Origin of the sequence: Rhizobium sp. Rhizsp42 (assembly GCF_047304155.1) — a bacterium.
In the GTDB taxonomy this organism is placed as follows: domain Bacteria; phylum Pseudomonadota; class Alphaproteobacteria; order Rhizobiales; family Rhizobiaceae; genus Rhizobium.
In genome coordinates this window covers 73,709-97,047 of record NZ_JBGLYS010000018.1, presented here as the reverse complement: position 1 = coordinate 97,047, position 23,339 = coordinate 73,709, and the positions used below count along the sequence as shown (strand labels likewise).

General features: G+C 62.6%; 17 protein-coding genes. 12 read left to right on the top strand and 5 right to left on the bottom strand.

The features are described from left to right. Positions 1-12: 12 nt before the first annotated feature. The gene (arfB, locus tag ACCD05_RS18155) at positions 13-447 is read right to left on the bottom strand and encodes an alternative ribosome rescue aminoacyl-tRNA hydrolase ArfB (protein ID WP_413394403.1); all 435 of its coding nucleotides are present in this window, start codon (positions 445-447) and stop codon (positions 13-15) included. A gap of 109 nt (positions 448-556) precedes the next feature. After that, entirely contained in the window at positions 557-2,167 is a 1,611-nt protein-coding gene (locus tag ACCD05_RS18150; protein WP_413394401.1) for a phosphoenolpyruvate carboxykinase, read from the bottom strand. A gap of 341 nt (positions 2,168-2,508) precedes the next feature. Here ACCD05_RS18150 and ACCD05_RS18145 point away from each other — a divergent pair, with 341 nt between their 5' ends. From ACCD05_RS18145 to trxA, 12 genes are all read left to right on the top strand, one after another. Further along, positions 2,509-3,240, top strand: a complete 732-nt coding sequence (locus ACCD05_RS18145) for a response regulator transcription factor (protein ID WP_196809369.1) — start codon at positions 2,509-2,511, stop codon at positions 3,238-3,240. Positions 3,241-3,316: 76 nt separating this feature from the next. Beyond that, the gene (locus tag ACCD05_RS18140) at positions 3,317-5,104 is read left to right on the top strand and encodes a sensor histidine kinase (RefSeq protein ID WP_026283476.1); all 1,788 of its coding nucleotides are present in this window, start codon (positions 3,317-3,319) and stop codon (positions 5,102-5,104) included. After that, positions 5,101-5,553 (top strand): HPr kinase/phosphorylase, encoded by a 453-nt coding sequence (locus tag ACCD05_RS18135; RefSeq protein ID WP_413394399.1) that lies wholly within the window; start codon positions 5,101-5,103, stop codon positions 5,551-5,553. The genes ACCD05_RS18140 and ACCD05_RS18135 overlap by 4 nt, the downstream gene beginning before the upstream one ends. 153 nt (positions 5,554-5,706) lie before the next feature. Continuing rightward, positions 5,707-6,108, top strand: coding sequence for a PTS sugar transporter subunit IIA (locus tag ACCD05_RS18130; RefSeq protein ID WP_018901148.1), 402 nt, complete (start codon positions 5,707-5,709; stop codon positions 6,106-6,108). A gap of 10 nt (positions 6,109-6,118) precedes the next feature. Next, positions 6,119-6,397: an HPr family phosphocarrier protein gene (locus ACCD05_RS18125; protein WP_018901147.1), complete on the top strand. Its 279-nt coding sequence runs from the start codon at positions 6,119-6,121 to the stop codon at positions 6,395-6,397. 166 nt (positions 6,398-6,563) lie between these two features. After that, positions 6,564-7,964, top strand: coding sequence for an adenosylhomocysteinase (ahcY, locus tag ACCD05_RS18120; RefSeq protein ID WP_018901146.1), 1,401 nt, complete (start codon positions 6,564-6,566; stop codon positions 7,962-7,964). 369 nt (positions 7,965-8,333) lie between these two features. Beyond that, positions 8,334-10,748 (top strand): ATP-binding protein, encoded by a 2,415-nt coding sequence (locus tag ACCD05_RS18115; RefSeq protein WP_413394396.1) that lies wholly within the window; start codon positions 8,334-8,336, stop codon positions 10,746-10,748. Next, positions 10,745-12,262, top strand: coding sequence for a tRNA (adenosine(37)-N6)-threonylcarbamoyltransferase complex ATPase subunit type 1 TsaE (gene tsaE / locus ACCD05_RS18110; RefSeq protein WP_413394394.1), 1,518 nt, complete (start codon positions 10,745-10,747; stop codon positions 12,260-12,262). Before ACCD05_RS18115 ends, tsaE begins: the two co-directional genes overlap by 4 nt. Before the next feature lie 12 nt (positions 12,263-12,274). Then, positions 12,275-13,006 carry a nucleotidyltransferase family protein gene (locus ACCD05_RS18105; RefSeq protein ID WP_413394392.1) on the top strand — a complete coding sequence of 244 codons (732 nt, stop codon included), beginning with the start codon at positions 12,275-12,277 and terminating at the stop codon, positions 13,004-13,006. A gap of 3 nt (positions 13,007-13,009) precedes the next feature. After that, positions 13,010-16,189, top strand: coding sequence for a double-strand break repair protein AddB (addB, locus tag ACCD05_RS18100; RefSeq protein WP_413394390.1), 3,180 nt, complete (start codon positions 13,010-13,012; stop codon positions 16,187-16,189). Beyond that, positions 16,182-19,733 carry a double-strand break repair helicase AddA gene (addA, locus tag ACCD05_RS18095; RefSeq protein WP_413394427.1) on the top strand — a complete coding sequence of 1,184 codons (3,552 nt, stop codon included), beginning with the start codon at positions 16,182-16,184 and terminating at the stop codon, positions 19,731-19,733. The genes addB and addA overlap by 8 nt, the downstream gene beginning before the upstream one ends. A gap of 74 nt (positions 19,734-19,807) precedes the next feature. After that, positions 19,808-20,128, top strand: coding sequence for a thioredoxin (gene trxA, locus ACCD05_RS18090; RefSeq protein ID WP_018901140.1), 321 nt, complete (start codon positions 19,808-19,810; stop codon positions 20,126-20,128). Between the two features lie 49 nt (positions 20,129-20,177). Here the strand turns inward: trxA and ACCD05_RS18085 are convergent, their stop codons facing one another. Genes ACCD05_RS18085 through trpA form a run of 3 tightly spaced genes read right to left on the bottom strand, consistent with a single transcriptional unit; the run spans position 20,178 to position 23,339 of the window. Continuing rightward, positions 20,178-21,530 (bottom strand): bifunctional folylpolyglutamate synthase/dihydrofolate synthase, encoded by a 1,353-nt coding sequence (locus ACCD05_RS18085; RefSeq protein WP_113199365.1) that lies wholly within the window; start codon positions 21,528-21,530, stop codon positions 20,178-20,180. A 27-nt stretch (positions 21,531-21,557) separates the two neighbouring features. Next, positions 21,558-22,460, bottom strand: coding sequence for an acetyl-CoA carboxylase, carboxyltransferase subunit beta (gene accD, locus ACCD05_RS18080; RefSeq protein ID WP_112436382.1), 903 nt, complete (start codon positions 22,458-22,460; stop codon positions 21,558-21,560). Between the two features lie 39 nt (positions 22,461-22,499). Continuing rightward, complete coding sequence (trpA, locus tag ACCD05_RS18075) at positions 22,500-23,339, bottom strand: tryptophan synthase subunit alpha (protein WP_413394387.1); 840 nt, start codon at positions 23,337-23,339, stop codon at positions 22,500-22,502.

Genomic DNA, 23,339 nt, shown 5'->3' with positions numbered 1-23,339 from the left:
GCCCTCCCCTGACTACTCGCCGCTCGGGCGGCTGCGCATCTTCTTGACGTCGGAGCGGCCGGACTTGGCCTTCAGTCTGCGTTCCACGGAGCCCTTGGTCGGCTTGGTCTTCTTGCGTGGCGGCGGCGGTGGCTTGGCGGCTTCGAGGATCAGTTCCTTCAACCGTTCGCGCGCATCCTCGCGGTTGCGATCCTGGCTTCGAAAGCGGCTGGCCTCGATCATCAGCACGCCTTCCTTGGACATGCGGCGGCCCGCCAGTTTCACGGCGTTGATCTTGATGCGCTCGTTCAGCGCCGGGGAATTCTGGATGTTGAAGAACAGCTGGACAGCGGTCGAGACCTTGTTGACGTTCTGCCCGCCGGGGCCGCCCGCCAGAACGAACTGTTCCGTCAGTTCCCATCCTGAAATGGTGATCCTGTCGTTGATATAGAGCGGGTCGCTGGCCATGTGATGTCTATCTCACATCGCCTCCCGCTTGGAAAGGCGCTTCAAAACGCGCAAAACCCGGCCTTTCCGAGCCGGGTTTCACGTGAATCATCAATCAGTTGTCGCTGATTTACTCAGCGGCCACCCGAAAACCCGGGGCCGCATCGCGCACTCCGCCGTCGACGTGGCCTTCGAACTTGGCGAAATTGTCGATGAACATGGTCACCAGCTTGTTCGCCTGTGCGTCATAGGCGGCAGCATCGGCCCAGGTCGAGCGCGGATCGAGGATGCCGCTTTCGACACCTTCGACCGCAACCGGGACGGCAAAGCCGAAGTTCGGATCGGCGCGGAAGTCGACCTTGCTCAGCTCGCCCGAAAGGGCGGCTGCCAGCAGCGCGCGCGTCGCCTTGATCGGCATGCGCTTGCCGGTGCCATAGGCGCCGCCGGTCCAGCCGGTGTTGACGAGCCAGCATTCGACGCCGTGGCGACCGATCAGCTCCTTCAGCAGATTGCCGTATTCCGACGGGTGCCGCGGCATGAAGGGGGCGCCGAAGCAGGTCGAGAAGGTTGCTTCCGGCTCGGTCACGCCGCGCTCCGTGCCGGCCACCTTGGCGGTGTAGCCGGACAGGAAGTGGTACATGGCCTGATCCGGCGTCAGCTTGGCGATCGGCGGCATGACGCCGAAGGCATCGGCCGTCAGCATGATGATCGTCTTCGGATGGCCGGCGCGGCCGGTTTCCGAGGCGTTCGGGATGAAATCGAGCGGATAGGCGCAACGGGTGTTTTCCGTGAGCGAGCCATCGTTGAAATCGGGAACGCGGTTTTCATCAAGCACGACGTTTTCGAGCACGGTGCCGAAACGCTGCGTCGTCGCGTAGATCTCCGGCTCGGCTTCGGCCGAGAGGCGGATGGTCTTGGCGTAGCAGCCGCCTTCGAAATTGAAGATGCCGTCCTCGCCCCAGCCATGCTCGTCGTCGCCGATCAGCGTGCGGGCCGGATCTGCCGAAAGCGTCGTCTTGCCGGTGCCCGACAGGCCGAAGAAGACCGCTGCATCGCCATCCGGGCCGACATTGGCCGAGCAGTGCATGGGCATGACGCCCTTGGCCGGCAGCAGGTAGTTCAGCGCCGTGAAGACCGACTTCTTCATTTCGCCGGCATAGAAGGTGCCGGCGATCAGGATTTCGCCGTTGGTCAGGTCGCAGGCGATGACGGTTTCGGTGCGGCAGCCGTAGCGCTCCGGATCGGCCTTGAAGGTCGGCAGGTCGATGATCGTCAGCTTCGGCGCAAAGCTCTCCAGCGTGGAACGCTCCGGCCGGATCAGCAGGTTTCGGATGAAAAGCGAGTGCCAGGCGAGCTCGGTAACGACGCGGGTCGGCAGCGCATTCGCCTCATCGGCACCGCCGATCAGGTCCTGCACGAAGAGCTCCTTGCCGGCGGCGTGCGCCAGCATGTCCTGCTTCAGCAGCGCGAAATGCTCGGGCGACATGGGCTTGTTGTTGTCCCACCAGATCTGGCCATCGGTATTCGCGTCACGCACCACGAACTTGTCCTTGGGCGAGCGGCCGGTGTGCTGGCCGGTCAGTGCCCGCAAGGCGCCGTGAGCGGTGAGTTCGGCTTCTCCCCGGCGAATCGACTCTTCATAGAGGGAGGCGGCGGTGAAGTTATAGCGGACGCTCTTCGCGCCTGCAAAACCTGCCGTCGCCAGCTCTATCGCTGGGTTGTGTGTACCGAACTGCTCCATGGTCATTTCCTTCCCTTGGGGCTCACGCCGTTAAGAACTGAGCGCGAACCTACGGACAGGATTTTTAAAACGCAAGTGGCATAAATCGATATTATTTAATGATATCAGTTATTTAATCGATTTAAATTTCCGACGTTTATTTTAAATCGTTTGAACTGGCTTGGCGTAGTCGATTTCAGTGCACGACTTTCGGTTGTCTTCAAAAATTACCGATCGCCCCACCCTTTATCTTTGCCACAATTTGTTCCACCTTTATCCTCATAAGCGCATCCGGTTCATATGGCCGCCTGGGGACCTTCAAAAAACCTGGAGACGCGCATTAGATGACGGAGACGAATACAATGCCGACAATCGCGCTCGTTGATGACGACCGTAACATCCTGACCTCGGTGTCGATCGCGCTTGAGGCCGAAGGATACAAGGTCGAGACCTACACGGATGGCGCCTCGGCCCTTGACGGTCTTCTCGCCCGCCCGCCGCATCTGGCGATCTTCGATATCAAGATGCCGCGCATGGACGGAATGGAACTGCTGCGCCGTCTGCGCCAGAAATCCGATATGCCGGTGATTTTCCTCACCTCCAAGGATGAAGAGATCGACGAACTCTTCGGCCTGAAGATGGGCGCCGACGACTTCATCACCAAGCCGTTCTCGCAGCGACTGCTGGTCGAGCGCGTTCGCGCCGTGCTGCGCCGCGCCGCCGGCCGCGAAGCCGCGGCAGCTGCCGCGACGGGTGCAGCACCCAAGCCCGGTGCCGCGCAGCTCGCGCGTTCGCTCGAGCGCGGCCAGCTTGTCATGGACCAGGAGCGCCACACCTGCACCTGGAAGAGCGAGCCGGTGACGCTGACCGTGACCGAATTCCTGATCCTGCACTCGCTGGCGCAGCGCCCCGGCGTCGTCAAAAGCCGTGACGCGCTGATGGATGCGGCCTATGACGAGCAGGTCTATGTCGACGACCGCACCATCGACAGTCACATCAAGCGGCTGCGCAAGAAATTCAAGATGGTCGACAACGACTTTGATATGATTGAAACGCTCTACGGAGTGGGATACCGCTTCCGCGAAGCAGCCTGACGCCTGAGGGCGCGGCGGATAAGAATATATGAGAGCCGGCGCCGCGGACGCGGCCCGCTCTTCGAAAGGGCTGTCGTTGGCACAGTTGGTGCAGGAGAAGGATCTGGATGACGCAGACGGCGTAGGCCGACGCGTCAGAGGACGACGCTGGTCGCATCCCTTCACGATCATTCGCCGTATCTTCGGCAACGCCGTCTTTTCCAGCCTGACGCGCCGCATTCTCTTCTTCAATCTCGCGGCACTGGTCGTTCTCGTCGGCGGTATTCTCTATCTCAATCAGTTTCGCGAGGGGCTGATCGACGCCCGCGTCGAGAGCCTTTTGACGCAGGGCGAGATCATCGCCGGCGCGGTCTCGGCTTCGGCCTCGGTCGATACCAACTCGATCACCATCGATCCCGAAAAGCTCTTGGAACTGCAGGCCGGCCAGAGCATCACGCCGGTTCCGAATGACGAGGACCTGGAATTCCCGATCGATCCGGAAAAGGTCGCGCCGGTTCTGCGCCGCCTAATCTCTCCGACCCGCACACGCGCGCGCATCTTCGATGCCGATGCGAACCTGCTGCTCGATTCGCGCCATCTCTACTCGCGCGGTCAGGTGCTGCGCTTCGACCTGCCGCCTGTCGCCGACGAAGAGCAGACCTGGGGCGAGTGGTTCACGACGATCTTCAACAAGGTTCTGCAGCCGGGCAACCTGCCGCTTTACAAGGAAGCACCCGGCGGCGACGGCTCGATTTATCCTGAAGTCATGAACGCGCTGACCGGTGTGCGCGGCGCCGTCGTCCGCACCACGGAGAAGGGCGAGCTGATTGTCTCCGTCGCGGTGCCGATCCAGCGTTTTCGTGCGGTTCTGGGCGTGCTGCTGCTATCGACGCAGGCCGGCGACATCGACAACATCGTTCATGCCGAGCGTCTCGGCATCATGCGCGTCTTCGGCGTGGCGACACTGGTCAACGTGCTGCTGTCGCTGGTGCTGTCGTCGACGATCGCCAATCCGCTGCGCCGTCTCTCGGCCGCGGCGATCCGCGTGCGTCGCGGCTCCAAGGAGCGTGAAGAAATCCCAGATTTCTCGGTTCGCCAGGACGAAATCGGCAACCTCTCCATCGCGCTGCGTGACATGACGACAGCGCTCTACGACCGGATCGATGCGATCGAGAGTTTCGCGGCCGATGTCAGTCATGAGCTGAAGAACCCGCTTACCTCGCTGCGCAGCGCCGTCGAGACGCTGCCGCTGGCGAAATCGGACGATTCCAAGAAGCGGCTGATGGATGTGATCCAGCACGATGTGCGCCGCCTCGACCGCCTGATCAGCGATATCTCCGATGCCTCGCGCCTCGATGCCGAGCTTGCGCGCGTCGATGCGGGATCGGTGGATCTGGAAGTTCTGCTTCGCGACCTCGTGGAAATCTCGCGGCAGATCCGCAACCGCAAGAAGGAAGTGCAGATCGAGTTCGCGATCGAGCGCAAGCCCGGCGTGAAGACGCGCTTCCTGGTCAACGGCCACGACCTGCGCATCGGCCAGATCGTGACCAACCTGATCGAGAACGCACGCTCCTTCGTCTCCGACCAAGACGGAAAAATTACCGTTCGTCTGGTGCGTACCCGCTCGCGCTGCATCGTCTATATCGAGGATAACGGCCCCGGCATTCAGGCGGAAAATATCGACCGCATCTTCGAGCGCTTTTATACCGACCGGCCGGAGTCCGAAGGCTTTGGCCAGAATTCCGGCCTCGGCCTTTCCATCAGCCGGCAGATCGCCGAAGCGCATGGCGGCTCACTGCGGGCCGAAAACATCATCGACGCCGAGACCGAAGAGGTGGTCGGCGCCCGCTTCACGCTTGCGCTTCCAGCAGATCCCAACGCATGACCGCGGCCCCGGTCAATATTCACGCGACGGCGATCGTCGTCGGCAAGACCGGGCTTCTCTTCATGGGGCCATCGGGCTGGGGCAAATCGATGCTCGCCTTTGCGTGCCTTACAGAGGCGCATCGGATCGGGATCGATGCGGCGCTGGTCGCCGACGATCAGGTGATGATCTCGGCACGGGACAAAATGGCGATCGCGACCTGCCCGCCGGCCATACAAGGGATGATCGAGCTGCGCGGCACCGGCATCGTCCACATCCCCTTTATCCAGGAGGCGCCCATGCATTATGCGGTTCTTCCCGGGCACGCTACGGGAGTAGATCGGGTGCCGCCGGAGGGTGAGACGACCGTGGTTTCGCAGGGTATTACGCTGCCCGTCATTCGGTTGCTGGCTAATGTGCCGCTTCCGCTGGCGGTATTGATGGCCAAAGCACCTGAAATAGGGCGCTAATGCCCACGAAACCGGCAGCTGGCGCGCGAAACCGTGCATTTTTGTCTTGCCATTCGGCTTTTCATAGCCAAGATGTGCCCCCACGGTGGACGCGATTGCTGCATTGCGATATTGGGCCTACCGTTTGCATACGCCATTGGGAGCAGTAGTATCATGATCGGACTTGTGCTTGTCACTCACGGCAAGCTGGCTGAAGAGTTTCGTCATGCGGTCGAACATGTTGTCGGTCCTCAGAAATTCATCGAGACGGTCTGTATCGGCCCCGAAGACGACATGGATCAGCGACGCCAGGACATTCTGGGCGCTGTTGCAAACGCCGATGACGGCCATGGCGTGGTCATCCTGACCGACATGTTCGGTGGTACCCCTTCCAATCTGGCGATCTCCGTGATGAGCAGCGGACATACCGAAGTGATCGCCGGCATGAACCTGCCAATGCTGATCAAGCTCGCCGGCGTGCGCGGCGAAGACAACATGGAAAAGGCGCTCGCCGAAGCATCCGAAGCCGGCCGCAAATACATCAATGTCGCCAGCCGCGTCTTGAGCGGCAAGTAACGAGCCCCAGATGACCGTCCAGCTCTCCCGCGAAATTCTCATCATCAACAAGCGTGGCCTGCATGCCCGCGCTTCGGCGAAATTCGTGCAGACGGTCGAAACCTTCGACGCTTCGATCACCGTGTCGAAGGATGGGATGACCGTTGGCGGCAACTCGATCATGGGACTGATGATGCTGGCCGCGAGCCCTGGCTCCAGCGTCTTGGTCTCTGCCAGCGGCAACCAGGCCGAACAGGCGCTCGACGCGCTGGACCAGCTGATCCAGAACAAGTTCGGCGAAGATATGTAACGGTCCGCCGGACCATATAAACATATAAAGACTTCTTTATATCATTATTGCCTTCGTCATAGAAGCCTGCTAAACGGCTGGCATGACCGCGCCTGCGCGGAGCTTTTCGTCGCGCGACCTCGTTTCGCGCCTTCGCATCTGAGACGCGTTCAGCATGGAGAACCCAATGAGCACTGAAAAAGATTACGTCGTCGCCGATATCGGCCTCGCAGACTTTGGCCGCAAGGAAATCACGATCGCTGAAACCGAAATGCCGGGCCTGATGTCCTGCCGCGAAGAGTTCGGCGCATCGAAGCCGCTCAAGGGCGCGCGCATCACCGGTTCGCTGCACATGACGATCCAGACGGCCGTGCTCATCGAGACGCTGGTCGCTCTCGGCGCCGAAGTGCGCTGGGCATCGTGCAACATCTTCTCGACGCAGGACCACGCCGCTGCCGCCATCGCTGCTTCGGGTGTTCCTGTCTTCGCCGTCAAGGGCGAGTCGCTGCACGACTACTGGGTCTACACCGACCAGATCTTCCAGTGGGCTGACGGTGGCCTCTCCAACATGATCCTCGATGACGGCGGCGACGCCACCATGTACATCCTGCTCGGCGCCCGCGCCGAAGCCGGCGAAGACGTGCTGTCGAACCCGCACTCGGAAGAAGAAGAGATTCTCTTCGCACAGATCAAGAAGCGCCTCGCCGCAACGCCTGGCTGGTTCACCAAGCAGCGCGACGCGATCAAGGGGGTCACCGAAGAAACCACCACGGGTGTTAACCGCCTGTACCAGCTCTCCCAGAAGGGCCTGCTGCCCTTCCCTGCGATCAACGTCAACGATAGCGTCACCAAGTCGAAGTTCGACAACAAGTACGGCTGCAAGGAATCGCTGGTTGACGGCATCCGCCGCGGCACCGACGTGATGATGGCCGGCAAGGTTGCCGTCGTCTGCGGTTACGGCGACGTCGGCAAGGGCTCGGCCGCTTCGCTGCTCGGCGCCGGCGCACGCGTCAAGGTCACGGAAGTCGACCCGATCTGCGCACTGCAGGCTGCCATGGACGGCTTCGAAGTCGTCACGCTCGAAGACGTCGTCTCCACCGCCGACATCTTCATCACCACGACCGGCAACAAGGACGTCATCCGCATCGACCACATGCGCGCGATGAAGGACATGGCGATCGTCGGCAACATCGGCCACTTCGACAACGAAATCGAAGTTGCCGCCCTGCGTAACCTGAAGTGGACCAACATCAAGCCGCAGGTCGACCTGATCGAATTCCCGAAGGGCAACCGCATCATCCTGCTCTCGGAAGGCCGCCTGCTGAACCTCGGCAACGCAACGGGCCATCCGTCCTTCGTCATGTCGGCTTCGTTCACGAACCAGACGCTGGCGCAGATCGAACTCTTCACCAAGCCAGGCCAGTACCAGAACCAGGTCTACATCCTGCCGAAGCACCTCGACGAGAAGGTCGCGCGCCTGCATCTCGCCAAGCTCGGCGTCAAGCTGACGCAGCTTTCGGAAGAACAGGCATCCTACATCGGCGTCACGCCGCAGGGTCCGTTCAAGGCTGACCACTACAGATACTAATAGCGGATCTGATATCCACAACATCTAGAGGGTGCGGCATTGACAAATGCCGCACCCTTATTTTTTGGCACACATCTTCCCGACGATTCCTATCCGAAGTATTGTTTTAACACTCGATTCGTGGAGACGGACGCGTCCGTTTGCTTCGAAAATGGGATGTCTTGTCGTAATGCGGCACAAAAGGACGGAGACATACCGCGCATGTCGGAAATGATGCACCGCCTGGTCAAACAGGCAGAAGACGGCGTTTACCCGTCTTGCTGCACTGCTCACCCGGGCAATGGAAAACCGGTCGATGTCCGCAAGGCGTCGACACAGCGATCAGGCTTGTTGGCTCAGGTGGCAAGGATCTTTGCCGCGGGGACTGCAATGGCGTCGATCGCCCAGCCGGTTTTCGCACAGGCGGCGGCAGAGGCTGCCACGTCTCCGCATCTTTTCACCTCCACGCAGGTCGTCGGCTTCTCCGTCGTGATCGGCGTGATCTCGGCAGCCCTTCTTTCCACGCTCTGGGTCGTGCGCCAGCGCGGCAATCTCGAGAGCGAAGGCCGCGAGATCCGCTCCGCGCTATCGGATGCGCAGCAGCGCATTTCGCAATACCAGGCGCTGATCGCCGACAAGAACCGCCGCATCGTGATCTGGGACGGCGATGAACGCCCCGAGCTGCTGGGACAGCTGCCGGCCGAGACCGGCGCACCGCAGGACAATGAATTTCTGGCGTTCGGCCTCTGGCTGAAGCCACGCTCGGCATCGGAACTCGACCGCGCCATCGACGGCTTGCGGCAGTCGGCCAAGAGCTTCGACATCGTCGTCGAGACCCACCGCGAAGAAGTGCTGGAAGCACAAGGCCGGGTTTCCGGCGGCCGCGCCTTCGTTCGCTTCGTGGCGCTCAACAATCTGCGCGCCGAGCTCGCCGAACTGAAGATCGAGCGCGACCGGCTAATGTCGTCCATCTCGGCGTTTCAGGGCCTGCTTGATTCCATCGACCTGCCCGCATGGCAGCGCGACACCAAGGGCCGGCTTACCTGGGTGAACCACGCCTATGGTGCGGCCGTCGACGCCGCATCACCCGACGAGGCGATCTCCGAGGGCCGTGAAATCCTGACGACCATTGCGCGCGAGCGCATCCGCGCCGTCGCCACGCCGGAATCGCCGTTCCACGACAAAATCTCGACCGTCATTCACGGCAACCGCACCTTCCTCGACGTTGTCGATGTGAAGGTTCCGAGCGGTTCGGCCGGCATCGCGGTCGACGTCTCTGGCGTCGAGACCGTTCGCGCCGAGCTGGAGCGGACGCTGAAGAGCCACGCCGAGACGCTCGACCACCTGGCGACCCCGGTCGCTATCTTCGACGGCGACCAGCGCCTGCAGTTCTACAACCAGGCTTTCGTGACGTTGTGGCAGCTCGATATCGCATTCCTTGAGAGCAAGCCTGACAATGCCGAGCTTCTGGAGCGCCTGCGCGCCGCCAAGAAGCTGCCGGACCAGCTGAACTGGAAGACCTGGAAAGAGACCGCGCTTTCGGTTTACCGCGCGCTCGATACACAATCCGACCTCTGGCACCTGCCGAACGGCCAGACGCTGCGCGTCTTCGCGACCGCGCATCCCCAAGGCGGCGCCACCTGGGTGTTCGAGAACCTGACCGAACAGGTCGATCTTGAGACGCGCTACAACACGCTGGTGAAGGTTCAGGGCGAAACGATCGACCACCTGTCCGAAGGCGTGGCGGTGTTCGGCCCCGACGGGCGCATTCAGCTGTCGAACCCCGCATTCCGCGCGCTCTGGGGCATTACCGAGGCGGAAGCCAAGCCGGGTACGCATATCCGGGCGCTGGGCGATGCCTGCGCCCCATCCTACGACAAGCCCGATGGTTGGAAGACCTTCGCCGAGCTGATCACCAGCTTCGACGACGAGCGTCGCTCGAGCCAGGGAACGCTGGAGCTGTTCTCCGGCCTCGTGCTCGACTACGCCGTCATCCCGCTGCCGAACGCGCAGACGATGCTGACCTTCGTCAACATGACGGATAGCGTTCGCGCCGAACGGGCGCTGACGGAAAAGAACGACGCGCTGCGCAAGGCAGACGAGCTGAAGAACGATTTCGTCCAGCACGTCTCCTACGAGCTGCGCTCGCCGCTGACCAACATCATCGGCTTTACCGACCTGTTGCGCACGCCGGGACTTGGCGATCTGAATGAGCGGCAGGCGGAGTATATCGACCATATCTCCACGTCCTCGTCGGTGCTGCTGACGCTGGTGAACGACATTCTCGACCTCGCGACGGTCGATGCCGGCATTATGCGGCTGAACTATTCGGAGATCGACCTCGGCGACCTGCTCGACGACGTCTCGATCCAGATTGCCGACCGGCTGCAGGAAAGCGGCGTGACGCTGGAGATCACCGCGCCGGCACGACTCGGATCGATCATCGCCGATCCGCAGCGCCTGAAGCAGATCCTGGTCAAGCTTCTCTCCAACGCCGCGAATTTCTCGCCGGAGGGCGCCTCGATATCGCTGGCCTGCCAGCGCGAGGGAACGGACTTCGTCTTCAGCGTGACAGATCAGGGCCCGGGCATCTCGCAGGAGATGATCTCGACCGTCTTCGACCGCTTCGCGACGGGTGCGAAAAGCGGCAAGCGCGGCGGTGCGGGCCTCGGCCTGTCGATCGTCGACAGTTTCGTCAACCTTCACAACGGCCAGGTCGTCATCGACAGCCAGCCGGGCAAGGGAACTACGGTCATTTGCCGGATTCCTTCGGCCAACCTCCCCTCCTACGCCGCCGCCGAATGACGACGAGCGCGCCTGTCATCTCGCTTTTCCTGGAAGACGAGGCAGCGACCGACCGTCTCGGCGAAGATCTGGCGCTGGCGCTGAAGCCGGGCGATTGCCTGGCGCTGTCGGGTGATCTCGGTGCCGGCAAGTCCTCGCTGTCGCGAGCGCTTATCCGCGCGATTGCCGACGATGTGGAGCTCGAAGTGCCGAGCCCGACCTTCACGCTCGTGCAATCCTACGATCTGCGCATTCCCGTCGCGCATTTCGATCTCTACCGGCTGGGCGATGCCGCCGAACTGACCGAGCTCGGCTTTGACGAGGCGCTGCAGGGCGGCATCTGTCTGGTGGAATGGCCGGAGATGGCCGAGAGCGAGCTGCCAGATGACCGGATCGTGCTGACGCTGACGCATGAGGGCGCGGGCCGTCGCGCGACGATTGCGGCACCCGAGAAGCAGGCTGCACGGATCAATCGCGTGCTCGCCATTCGCGCCTTTCTCGCGGCAGCCGGATACCCGCTTGCCAAGCGCCGGTTTCTCACGGGCGACGCGTCGCTACGGGCCTATGAGGCGATCTATCCCGACGATGGTGTGCGCCGCATCCTGATGGACTGGCCGCCGCTGCCGGAAGGGCCACCAGTGCTCGATGGCAAGCCCTACCCGAAAGTGGCGCATATTGCCGAGAACGCCTATCCCTTCGTCGCCATCGCCGACGTGTTGCGCGAACGCGGCTTCGCGACGCCGCTGATCCATGAGGTCGATTACGAGCAGGGCATTCTGCTGATCGAAGATCTCGGCAGCGATGGGGTTCTCGACGAGAACGGCCAGCCGATTGCCGAGCGCTATCTCGAAAGCGTCGCATGCCTCGCGGCCCTGCATGCGCAGGCGATCCCGCAGGATATCCGCGTCACCGACGGCCACGTCCACCACATTCCGGATTTCGACCGCACCGCCATGAAGATGGAAGTGCGTCTGGTGCTCGACTGGCATCTGCCGTGGAAACGCGATGGAGCGCCGGTGACCGACGCGGAGCGCGACGAATACCTGGCGATCTGGGACGCACTGATCGACCAGCTCGATGCGGCCGAGAAGAACCTGCTGCTGCGCGATTTTCATTCACCCAACATCATCTGGCGCGAAGACGAGACCGGCGTAAAGCGGGTCGGTCTGATCGACTTCCAGGATGCGATGATAGGGCCGACGGCCTACGATCTCGCCTCGATCGCCCAGGATGCGCGCGTGACCATCGAGCCCGATCTCTTCGATCGACTGATGGAGCACTACCTGTCGCTGCGCCGCGCGCAGGGCGGCTTCGACGAGGCAGGCTTCCTGAAAAGCTGGGCGATCATGTCGGCGCAGCGCAACTGCAAGCTGGCCGGGCTGTGGGTTCGGTTGATGCGGCGCGACGGAAAACCAGGCTATATGAAGCACATGCCGCGCACGCTCTCCTACTTGAGTGTGGCGCTTCAGCATGAAACGCTTGCCCCCTTGCGCGAGTGGTGCGTAAGGACTGGAATAGTCACCAGCGAATCATAAGTTTCGGACGATATGACCATCAAACAAGCCATGGTGCTGGCTGCCGGTCTCGGCACCCGCATGCGCCCGATTACCGATACGATCCCCAAGCCGCTGGTGAAAATCGACGGCAAGGCGATGATCGACTATGCGCTGGATTCGCTCGCCGAAGCTGGTGTTGAGAAGGCGGTGGTCAACGTTCACCATCACGCCGACCAGATGCTCGACCATCTCAGCCGCTACAAGGCGCTCGAGATCATCATCTCCGACGAGCGCGCCGGGCTGATGAACAATGGTGGCGGCCTGGCGAAGGGCTTGAAGCTGCTCGATCGCGGTCCTGTATTCGTTACCAATGCCGATCTCTTCTGGATCGGCGAGCGGCCGGACCGGCCGAGCAATCTGCGGCGCTTAGCCGGATTCTTCGATGCCAACCGGATGGACATGGCGATGCTGTGCGTCAATCTCGAAGACACGACCGGGCACAACGGCAAGAACGATTTCAACCGCGATGAAGCCGGCCGGCTGAGCCGCGTTCGCGCCGATGGTCCCGACCCGGTGGTCTATGCCGGGGCGATTGCCATGCAGACGGCGTTTCTCGACGACGCGCCTGATGACGCCTTCAATCTCAACATTTATTTCGACAAGGCGATCGCGCGCGGTCGGCTCTACGGCATGATACTCGAGGGTCACTGGCTGACCGTCGGCACGCCCGAGGCGATCGGCGATGCGGAAGAGACGATCCGGCGTTACCGGGCGTTGGCATAGGCCATGAGCGAGCGGCACCAGCCCAGGGTTCTGACAATACCGGCAGGGCTGCCCTTTCTCGCTACCCTGGCCGAGACGCTCTGCGACGGACGGCTGACGCCGCTGTTTCGCCACGACCCCGCCGATCCATTGTCGCTCTCCAAGGTGACCATCTATCTGCCGACGCGGCGCGCGGTGCGCGTGCTGCGCTCGGAGTTCGTCGACCTGCTCGGCGGGCGCTCCGCGATCCTGCCGATCATCCGGCCGCTTGGCGAGACGGACGACGATAGTGGCTATTTCGACGAAGCGCTGCCGGCGACGCTCGATCTTGCGCAGCCGCTTTCCAACACAGCGCGGCTGCTGGAATTGGCGCGGCTCATTCTCGCCTGGCGCAACAAGCTGCCTGAGATCGTGCGCAGCATCCACTCCGATTCGCCGCTCGTCGCGCCCGCAAGCCCGGCGGACGCGATCTGGCTTGCCAGAAACCTGGCCGAGCTGATCGATTCCATCGAGACCGAGGATCGCGACTGGAGCGAACTTGCGACACTGAGCGCGAGGGATCATGCGCTGTGGTGGCAGCTGACGGCGGAGTTCCTGCAGATCGCCAGCGCTTTCTGGCCGGAACGTCTGAACGAGCTCGGCAAATCCTCGCCGGCGCGGCACCGCAATGCGATCCTGAGAGCCGAAGCCAACCGCATCGCGACGATGCCGGAAAGCGGCTCTATCATCATCGCCGGCTCGACCGGTTCGGTGCCGGCAACGGCGGATCTGATCGCGGCTGTAGCAGCGCGGCGCGAGGGCGTGATCGTGCTGCCCGGCCTCGATGTCGGCATGCCGGATGAGCACTGGCGGATGGTCGCCCCCGATATGGCCGATGCCGCGAGCCGCAGCCATTCGCAATATGGCTTGGCGCAGCTGCTGAAGCGCCTGAGCCTGACGCGCGAGGATGTTTCGACACTTGCTAGCGCGCCCGACGCGCTTGCTGTGCGCGCGCAAATCCTCTCGCATGCGCTGTCTCCATCCGAGGCGACTAGCGACTGGAGCCGGTGGAAGGAAATGCTTTCGGAGAGCGATATCGCGGCGGCCTTTGCCGATGTATCGCTGATACAAGCCGGCAATGAGCGCGAAGAGGCGACGGCGATCGCTATCGCGCTTCGGCTAGCGTTGGAACAGCCGGGCAAGGATGGCGAAAGCCGCGCGGCGCTGATTACGCCGGACCGCAACCTCGCCCGCCGCGTGATGGCGGAGCTGTCACGCTTCGGCATCGTCGCCGACGATTCCGCCGGTACGCCGCTTGCAGCGATGCCACAGGGAACCCTGCTGCAGCTCCTGCTCGAAGCGGCGCTGCGGCCGGGCGATCCGGTGGCGATCGTCAGCCTTCTCAAGCACCCTCTGGCGCGCTTCGGACTTGAGCGCGGCGCGCTTTCCGAGGCTGTGGCCGCGCTCGAATTGCTGGCCTTGCGCGGCGGCGTGGCGGAGGTCGATATCAGCGCGCTTGGGCCGCTTCTCGAACACCAGCTTTCGGAGCAGGCGCTCGACCGGCATGCGCCGCATTGGCGCAAGGCCCTTCCCGTCCACGCAATCGATCTGGCGCGCGATCTCGCCCGCCGGGTCGGCGAGGCGACCGAACCGCTCGCTTCCGCTCTGGTGCGCCACGACACCGCGAGCCGCGGCCTGACCACACGCTTCACGCTCTCCGACTGGGCCGATCGCACCGGCCGTGCCATCGAGGCGGTCGCACGCGACGAGAAGGGCGATCTCTCCGGGCTCTGGTCCGGCGAGGCGGGCGACACGCTGGCGACCTTGCTTGGCGAGGTGATCGGGACCGACGGCCAGATCGAGGCGGATGGCGCACAGTGGATCGATATCATGGCGGCGCTTTCGGCCGGACAGGCCGTGAAGCCGCAAGCGCTCAGCCATCCGAGACTGTTCATCTTCGGTACGCTGGAAGCCCGCCTGCAGAGCGTCGATACGCTGATCCTCGGCGGCTTGAACGAGGGGTCGTGGCCCGGCCAGACGGCCAACAATCCCTTCATCTCGCGGTCGATGAAGACAGAGATCGGCCTTGAGCCACCCGAGCGCCGTATCGGCCAGCTTGCGCATGACTTCGAGATGGCCAACGGGACGCGTCACCTGGTCTATACGCGCGCACTGCGCAAGGGCTCGACACCCACCGTCGCCTCGCGGTGGCTGCAGCGGCTGATGGCCTTTTGCGGGAAGAGTTTCGAAGCCGCGCTTAAGGATCGGGGGGAGCAATTCGTGCATTGGGCCAGCCTGCTCGATGAAGGGCAGCGGCAAGCGCCAGCGCAGCGACCAAGCCCGACACCCCCGCGTGAGGTGCAGCCGAAATCCTACTCGTTCAGCGAGGTTGGCCGGCTGCGGCGCGACCCCTATGCGATCTATGCGCGCCGCGTTTTGAAGCTCGACGCCGTCGATGCCTTCAACCGCGACCCTGGGGCTGCCGAGCGCGGGACGCTCTATCACAAGATCATCGACCGGTTCATCCGCGAGGGCAACATCGCCGGCACGCCCGATGGAACGGCGGCCATGGAGCGCATCCTTACGGAGCTGTTCGACATGGAGCAGCTGCCGGCGCATATCGATGCCGTCTGGCGGCCGCGTTTTCGCGAGGTGGCGCGCTCGTTTCTCGCCTGGGAAGCGGAGCGGCGGCCGGGGCTTCAGCGGACACTCACTGAAGTGCGCGGCGCCATGCAGCTCGATCAGGTCGATATCCGGCTCAGCGGCGTTGCCGACCGGATCGATATCACCGGGCCACACTCCGCCGATCTGATCGACTACAAGACCGGCTACAACCCCTCGCCCGCGCAGGCGCGTGCGCTGCTCGATCCGCAGCTGGCGCTGGAGGCCGAGGTGCTCAAGGCCGGTGGATTCATGGATACTGGCAAGCTGGTGCCGCAGGACCTGCTCTATGTCAGGCTGCGGCCGGGGAGCCGGTTCCAGGTCGATACCGTCAACAACGAATTCTCGGCGCGCAGCGACAAGGCGAAGTCGGCGATCGAACTTGCCGGCGATTCCATCGATCAGCTGGTGAAATTCGTGTCGCTGCTGCAATCCGGCGAGAAGGGTTTCACCTCGCGGCTTATTCCCGCGCAGCAATTCGAGTTCGGCGGCGATTACGATCACCTTGCCCGCGTCTCGGAATGGTCGACGGCCGAAAGCGATGAGGCCAGCAATGATGAGTGACGAAACGGCACTGCCCGAGGGCGACGATCCGCACGACTGGACCAGCTGGACGACCGTGCAGCAATCGATCGCATCCGATCCGCGTCGATCGGCCTGGGTTTCGGCCAATGCCGGATCGGGAAAGACGCACGTCCTGACACAACGGGTGATCCGGCTGCTGCTATCAGGCGCCCGACCCTCGGCGATCCTGTGCCTGACCTATACGAAGGCGGCTGCCTCCGAAATGTCGAACCGTGTGTTCGATCGGCTGGCCGAGTGGGCCGTGCTCTCGGATGAGGAACTCAGCAAGCGTATTGCCCAGATCGAGGGGACGCCGCCTGACTTCCTTAAGCTTGCGGAGGCGCGCAGGCTTTTCGCCAAGGCGCTTGAGACGCCGGGCGGGTTGAAGATCCAGACCATCCACGCCTTCTGCGAAGCGCTGCTGCATCAGTTTCCGCTGGAAGCGAACGTGGCCGGGCATTTTTCGGTGCTCGACGACCGGGCAGCCGCGACACTGCTTGCCGACGCGCGGCGCTCGCTGCTGACGGCGACGACGCCCGAGGAAGACAAGGCGCTGGCGGATGCATTCTCCTATGTTCTGAACCTCGGCGACGAATCCGGGCTGGAAACGCTGCTTGGTGAGATCGTTGCCAACCGCAATGCGATCAAGGCATTCACCCAGGCCGCCGAGCAGAATGGTGGTCTCGACAATGTCTTGCGGGCGGAGCTCGGCCTATCAGAGGGCGACACGGAGCTTGCGATCGCCGGGCAATACTGGCCGCTACCCGGTTTGACTGGCGGCACGCTCAGCCTCTATCTGGAGCTCGCGGACAGCAAGGGCGGCGCCAAGGCGCAGGAAGTGGCTTCCGCGCTTAAGAGCGTGGTGCGGGAAACGGATATCCTTCGCCGGATTCCGACACTGGAAAAGATCTTTCTCACCGCCAAGGGCGAGCCCAAAGCGGACGGGCAATTCACCGTGAAGGCGATGCTCGCTCAGGCGCCGGAGATTGCCGATGCCATTGCCGCGGCGCGCGCGCATGTGGTCGCCTGCCGGGACCGGCTGAAAATCGTGCGGATGTTCGACGCCACGCGCGCCGCTCTTGTGCTCGCCGACAGGCTCAATCGGGACTACGACGACCTGAAGAAGCAGCGAAGCCAGCTCGATTTCGAGGATCTGATCACCCGCACCGCCGATCTCCTGAACAAGAGCGATGTTGGGCCATGGATCCACTACAAGCTGGATCAGGGTATCGACCACATTCTCGTGGACGAGGCGCAGGATACCAGCCCGATCCAGTGGAGCGTGATCCAATCGCTGGCGGAGGATTTCTTCTCCGGCGAGAGCGCGCGCGACGTGGTACGCACGCTGTTTGCGGTGGGTGACGAGAAGCAGTCGATCTATTCGTTTCAGGGCGCGCGGCCCGAACGTTTCTCGGAAGAAAGCCGGCGCACACGGCAGCGCGTTTCGCAGAGCGGCCGGGATTTCTCCTCGGTTCGACTGCCACTTTCCTTCCGATCGACCTCCGACGTGCTTGCTGCCGTCGACCATATCTTCACGCCGCCAGACAATGCGCGCGGACTGAGCGCCGGTGGCGAGCCGGTGGTGCATCGCTCCAATCGTATCGGCCACCCCGGCGCCGTCGACTTATGGGAGATGATCGCGCCTGAGGTCGCGATCAAGGACGAGGACTGGACGGCGCCATTCGACGCGACGCCGGAAAGCGCACCGGCGGCCATTCTGGCGCGGCGTATGGCGCATACGATCGACATGATGGTCGGCAAGAAGACGATCATCGAAAAGGGCAAGGAGCGGCTGATCGAGGCCGGCGACATTCTGGTCCTCGTGCGCAAGCGTGACGCCTTCGTCAATGCGCTCACGCGCGCTTTGAAGCGGCGCGGTAATATTCCCGTTGCCGGCGCCGACCGGTTGCGGCTCACCAGCCATATCGCGATCCAGGACCTGGTGGCGCTGGGTCGCTTCCTGCTTCTGCCGGAAGACGACCTCTCGCTGGCCGCCGTGATGAAGAGCCCGCTTTTCGATCTCAACGAAGACGACATCTTCGCGGTGGCGGCGCTGCGTGGCGACGGTCAAAGCGTATGGGCGCATCTGCAGGCCTATGCGGCGGATGGCAATGAGCGTCTTGGCGCTGTCGTTACTCGGCTCCAGCTGTTTCTTGAGGAATCAAAGAGCCTTCCGGTTCACGACTTTTACGCCCGGGTGCTTGGTGTTCATGGCGGGAGACGGCAATTCCTCGCGCGGCTGGGCACCGAGGCGAGCGATATTCTGGACGAGTTTCTCACCTTCACGCTCGACCATGAGACCGCCGCCCTGCCCGGCCTGCAGTCCTTCATCTCGACGCTCGAGCTTGAGGCCCCCGTCGTCAAGCGCGAGCAGGACAAAGGGCGCAACGAGGTCCGGATCATGACCGTGCACGCCTCGAAGGGGCTTGAGGCGCCGATCGTGTTTCTGGTCGATGGCGGCTCGAAGGCATTCACGTCTTCGCACATGCCGAAGCTGCGGCTGCTTGAGCAAAGCGGCGAGCGGCCGCCGCTGCCGGTTTGGGTGCCGCTCGGCGATCTCAGCAATTCGCTGACGCAGGCCGATGCCGCGCGTATTCAGGTGCTGGCGGAAGAAGAATATCGCCGGCTTCTCTACGTGGCGATGACGCGCGCGGCCGATCAGCTGATCGTTTGCGGCTACAGGGGCGTGCGGCTCAACACCGACACCTGGCATGCGATGATCACGGCCGCGATGGACGACAGCCATCCGCATGTCGAAACCGCCACCTTCTCCGGGCCGGATGGAGACTGGCAGGGTGTCGAATGGCGCGTGCCGACGATGGAGCGGATGTTCGAGCGTGCCGACCACGTCGAGCAGACTGCTGCCCGCGACGCCTTGCCGTTCGACCTCAGTCGCCCGCTGCCGCCGCAGAAGAAGCTCCCTCGCCCCCTCAGCCCTTCCGGAGCCGGAACGATCATCGACGAGGAGGCAGACAATCTTCTCGTGGCCTCGCCGCTGTTTACCGACAAGCCGAAATCCGACCGGGCGCTGCAGAAGGGCCGGCTTTTGCACCGAATGCTGCAGACCTTGCCCGAGATAGCGCTGGCGGAACGCGCGGACGCGGCCAGGCGCTATGCCGAGCGCGCCGCCCGTTTCTGGCCGCAGGACGAGCGCGACAGGTTGATCGATTCGGTTCTGAAACTATTGGACGTGCCGGATCTGCAGCCGGTTTTCGACGCCCACGCCCAGGCCGAAGTGTCGATCATGGGAACGCTCACGCTCGACGGGCGCGACTATGCCGTTTCGGGCCGTGTCGACCGGCTGGCGGTGCTCGACGACCGGGTGGTCATTCTCGATTACAAGACCAATCGCGTGCCGCCGGAGACGGCTGCGGCCATTCCCTTCGCGCATCGGGCGCAGCTTGCCATCTACCAGACGATCATGGCGCCGCTCTATCCCGGCAAGCGGATCGATTGCGTGCTCGTCTATACCGAGAACGGCTCCGTGCACACGCTGACGCCTGAGGCCATGGCATTGGCGCTTGCACAGCTCAAAACAAAGTGAAATACCGGTCATTGAAATCCCGCCGGCGCACCATCACATGTGCTTCAACAGGAATCCTTTAAAGGAGCGGCCTTATGGCTACCGTGAAAGTCGATATCAATAATTTCCAGGCTGAAGTTCTGGAATCCGCAGAACCCGTCGTTGTCGATTTCTGGGCTGAATGGTGCGGCCCGTGCAAGATGATCGCTCCGAGCCTCGAAGAACTCGCCGTCGAGTTCCAGGGCAAGGTGAAGGTCGCCAAGCTCAACATCGACGAAAATCCCGAGCTGGCCGCCCAGTTCGGCGTGCGCTCGATCCCGACGCTTGCCATGTTCAAGGCCGGCGAAGTTGCCGACATCAAGGTTGGCGCTGCTCCCAAGACCGCTCTTTCGAGCTGGATCTCCAGCGCAGCCTGATTTTTCAGGACAACAGAATGAAAAAAGCCCGGTCGATACCGGGCTTTTTTCATTTGGGGGGTGTGCCATTGTCGGCAAGCACGTCGCCAACCAGATAGAGCGATCCGCCGATCAGAATGCGTGGCGGCTGTTCGCGCTCGAAGGCGGTGTCGCGGATCGCTTCCAGCGCTTCGCCGACCGTGGACATCGGCTCGGCGACGAGACCGGCGTCATAGGCGGCATTGGCGAGGATGACGGGGTCGATCATCGCGTCGCTGCCGCGAATGGGCACGCAATAGACCTTTTCCGCCAGGCCCTTGAAGGCGTTGAAATAGCCGATCGGGTCCTTGGTATTGATCATGCCGATGATCAGAAACAGCGGACGCGGCTGCTTTTCCTCGAAATTGGCCATGGCTTCGGCGATGACTTCGCCGGCACCGGGATTATGGCCGCCATCGACCCAGATCTCGGCACCGGAGGGGGCGCTTGCCATCAGATTGCCATCGCTGAGCTTCTGCAGGCGGCCCGGCCATTCGACCGTGGCCATCGCCTTTTCCATCATCGCTTCGGTGACGGTGAAGCCTGCGGCCTTGACGGCGCGGATGGCGGCGGCGGCATTGGCATATTGGTGGCGGCCGGGAAGCCTGGGCAGCGGCAGGTCGGCGAGGCCGAATTCGTCCTGATAGACAAGCCGGCCGTATTCCTCATGCGCCATGAAATCCTGGCCAAAGGCTGCGGTCGGGCAACCGAGACGCTCGGCGGTGGAGATCAGCACGTCAAGCGCCGCATCATATTCCTGCTTGCCGATGACGACAGGCCGCTTGCGCTTCATGATGCCTGCCTTTTCGGCGGCGATCAGTTCGACGCTGTCGCCAAGATAGGGCTGATGATCGAGCGAGATCGGCATGATGACCGATACGGCCGGATCGGAAATGACATTGGTGGCATCGAAACGGCCGCCAAGGCCGACTTCGATGATGGCCGCGTCGGCTGGATGCTCAGAGAACAGGATGAAGGTGACCGCCGTCAGGATTTCAAAGACGGTGATCTTCTGGCCGGCATTGGCAGCAGCAACGCGGCGCAGCGCATCGGCGAAGACCGCGTCATCGACGAGCTTTCCGCGACCGCCTTCGACGCCGATGCGATAGCGCTCATGCCAATTGACGAGATGCGGCGAGGTGTGGACGTGGGCGCTATAGCCGCCTGCTTCGAGAAGCGCGCGGCAAAAGGCGGTGACGGAGCCCTTGCCGTTGGTGCCCGCCACATGGATGACCGGCGGCAGCTTCTTTTGCGGATCGCCGAGAACGGCAAGCAGGCGAGTAATGCGATCCAGCGACAGATCGAAGCCCTTGGGGTGCAATCCCATGAGCTTGTCGATTTCCTGTGCTGCTTCGCTCACCGCGGTCTGACCTCTGGGTATCATCGCTCAACCCGCCTGTGATGTTTGCGGTCAGGCGCTTGCGGCGATCGCAAGCGTGCCGTTGTTTTCGTTGGCAACGGCAGCCGGCTTCTTCGTCAGGATCTTCAGGACACGCGCGAGCGTATCGGGAATGTCATGACGCTTGACGACCATGTCGACCATGCCGTGCTCGAGCAGGTATTCCGACGTCTGGAAGCCTTCCGGCAGCTTTTCGCGGATGGTCTGCTCGATGACGCGCTTGCCGGCGAAGCAGATTTCAGCGCCGGGCTCAGCCATGTGGATATCGCCGAGCATGGCGTAGGAGGCGGTGACGCCGCCGGTCGTCGGGTTTGTCAGCACGACGATGTAGGGCTGGCCGGCTTCCTTCAGCATGTCGACGGCAACGGTGGTGCGCGGCAGCTGCATCAGCGACAGGATACCTTCCTGCATGCGGGCGCCGCCCGATGCCGGGAACATGACCAGCGGGCACTTCTCGGCGATGGCGCGCTCGAATGCCTTGACGATCGCTTCGCCGGCGGCGATGCCGAGCGAGCCGCCCATGAAGTTGAACTCGTGCACGACGGCGACGAGCTTCAGACCGCGAACCTTGCCGACGCCGGCAACGATCGTGTCTTCCTGGTCGGTCTTGATGCGGCTATCGCGCAGGCGGTCCGTATACTTCTTGGAATCGCGGAACTTCAGCGGATCCTGGGCGACCTTCGGCTGGATCAGTGCTTCATAGGCGCCGTCGTCGAAGAGATCGGTGAGCCGAGCCTTGGCCGGCATCTTCATGTGATAGCCGGAAGCCGGGATGACCCACTTGTTGTCTTCGAGATCCTTATGGAAGACCATTTCGCCCGTTTCCGGGCACTTGATCCAGAGGTTCTCCGGCACTTCGCGGCGGCCCAGCATGGAATTGATGCGGGGGCGAACGTAGTTGGTGATCCAGTTCAAGTCGAAAACTCCTGATTAACTCTTGCCAATGTGGGAAAACTATTCGGCAGCAACAAGGCGCGCCGAACGTGTTCCCGATGACAGCCCGCGAACGAGCGTTGCGACAGCCTGTACGGTATCGGCTGTCGCCTTCCCGTCCTTGGTCAGGCTGAGGGCTACCTGATTGACGATTGCCGTGCCGACGACGACACCATCGGCAGACGCGCCGATAACCTTCGCATGGTCGGCCGTCTTGACGCCGAAGCCGACGCAGACAGGCAGATCGGTGTGGTTCTTGATGCGCTTGACGGCACCGGCGACCAGCGTCGGATCCGGCAGCGCCGAGCCGGTGATGCCGTTCATCGATACATAATAGACGAAGCCGGAGGTGTTCTTCAGAACGACCGGCAGGCGCTTTTCATCGGTGGTCGGGGTGGCGAGCCGAATGAAATTGATGCCTTTGCGCAGTGCCGGGATGCAGAGTTCGTCATCCATCTCAGGCGGCAGGTCGACGACGATCAGGCCATCGATGCCCGCTTCCAGCGCGTCGTCGAGAAACTGTTCGACGCCGTGGACGTAGATCGGGTTGTAGTATCCCATCAGGACGATCGGCGTCTTGTTGTCGGTCTTGCGGAAGTCGGCTGCGAGCTGCAGCGTCTTCTTCAGCGTCTGTCCGGCCTTCAGCGCGCGCTGTCCGGCCATCTGGATCGCCGGGCCATCGGCCATCGGATCTGAGAAGGGCATGCCGAGCTCGATGATATCGGAGCCCGCTTCCGGCAGCGCCTTCATGATGCCGAGCGAGGTGTCGTAATCGGGATCACCGCCCATGAAATAGGTGACCAGTGCCGGGCGGCCTTCTGCCTTCAGAGCGGCAAAGCGTTTGTCCATACGTGCGGTCAT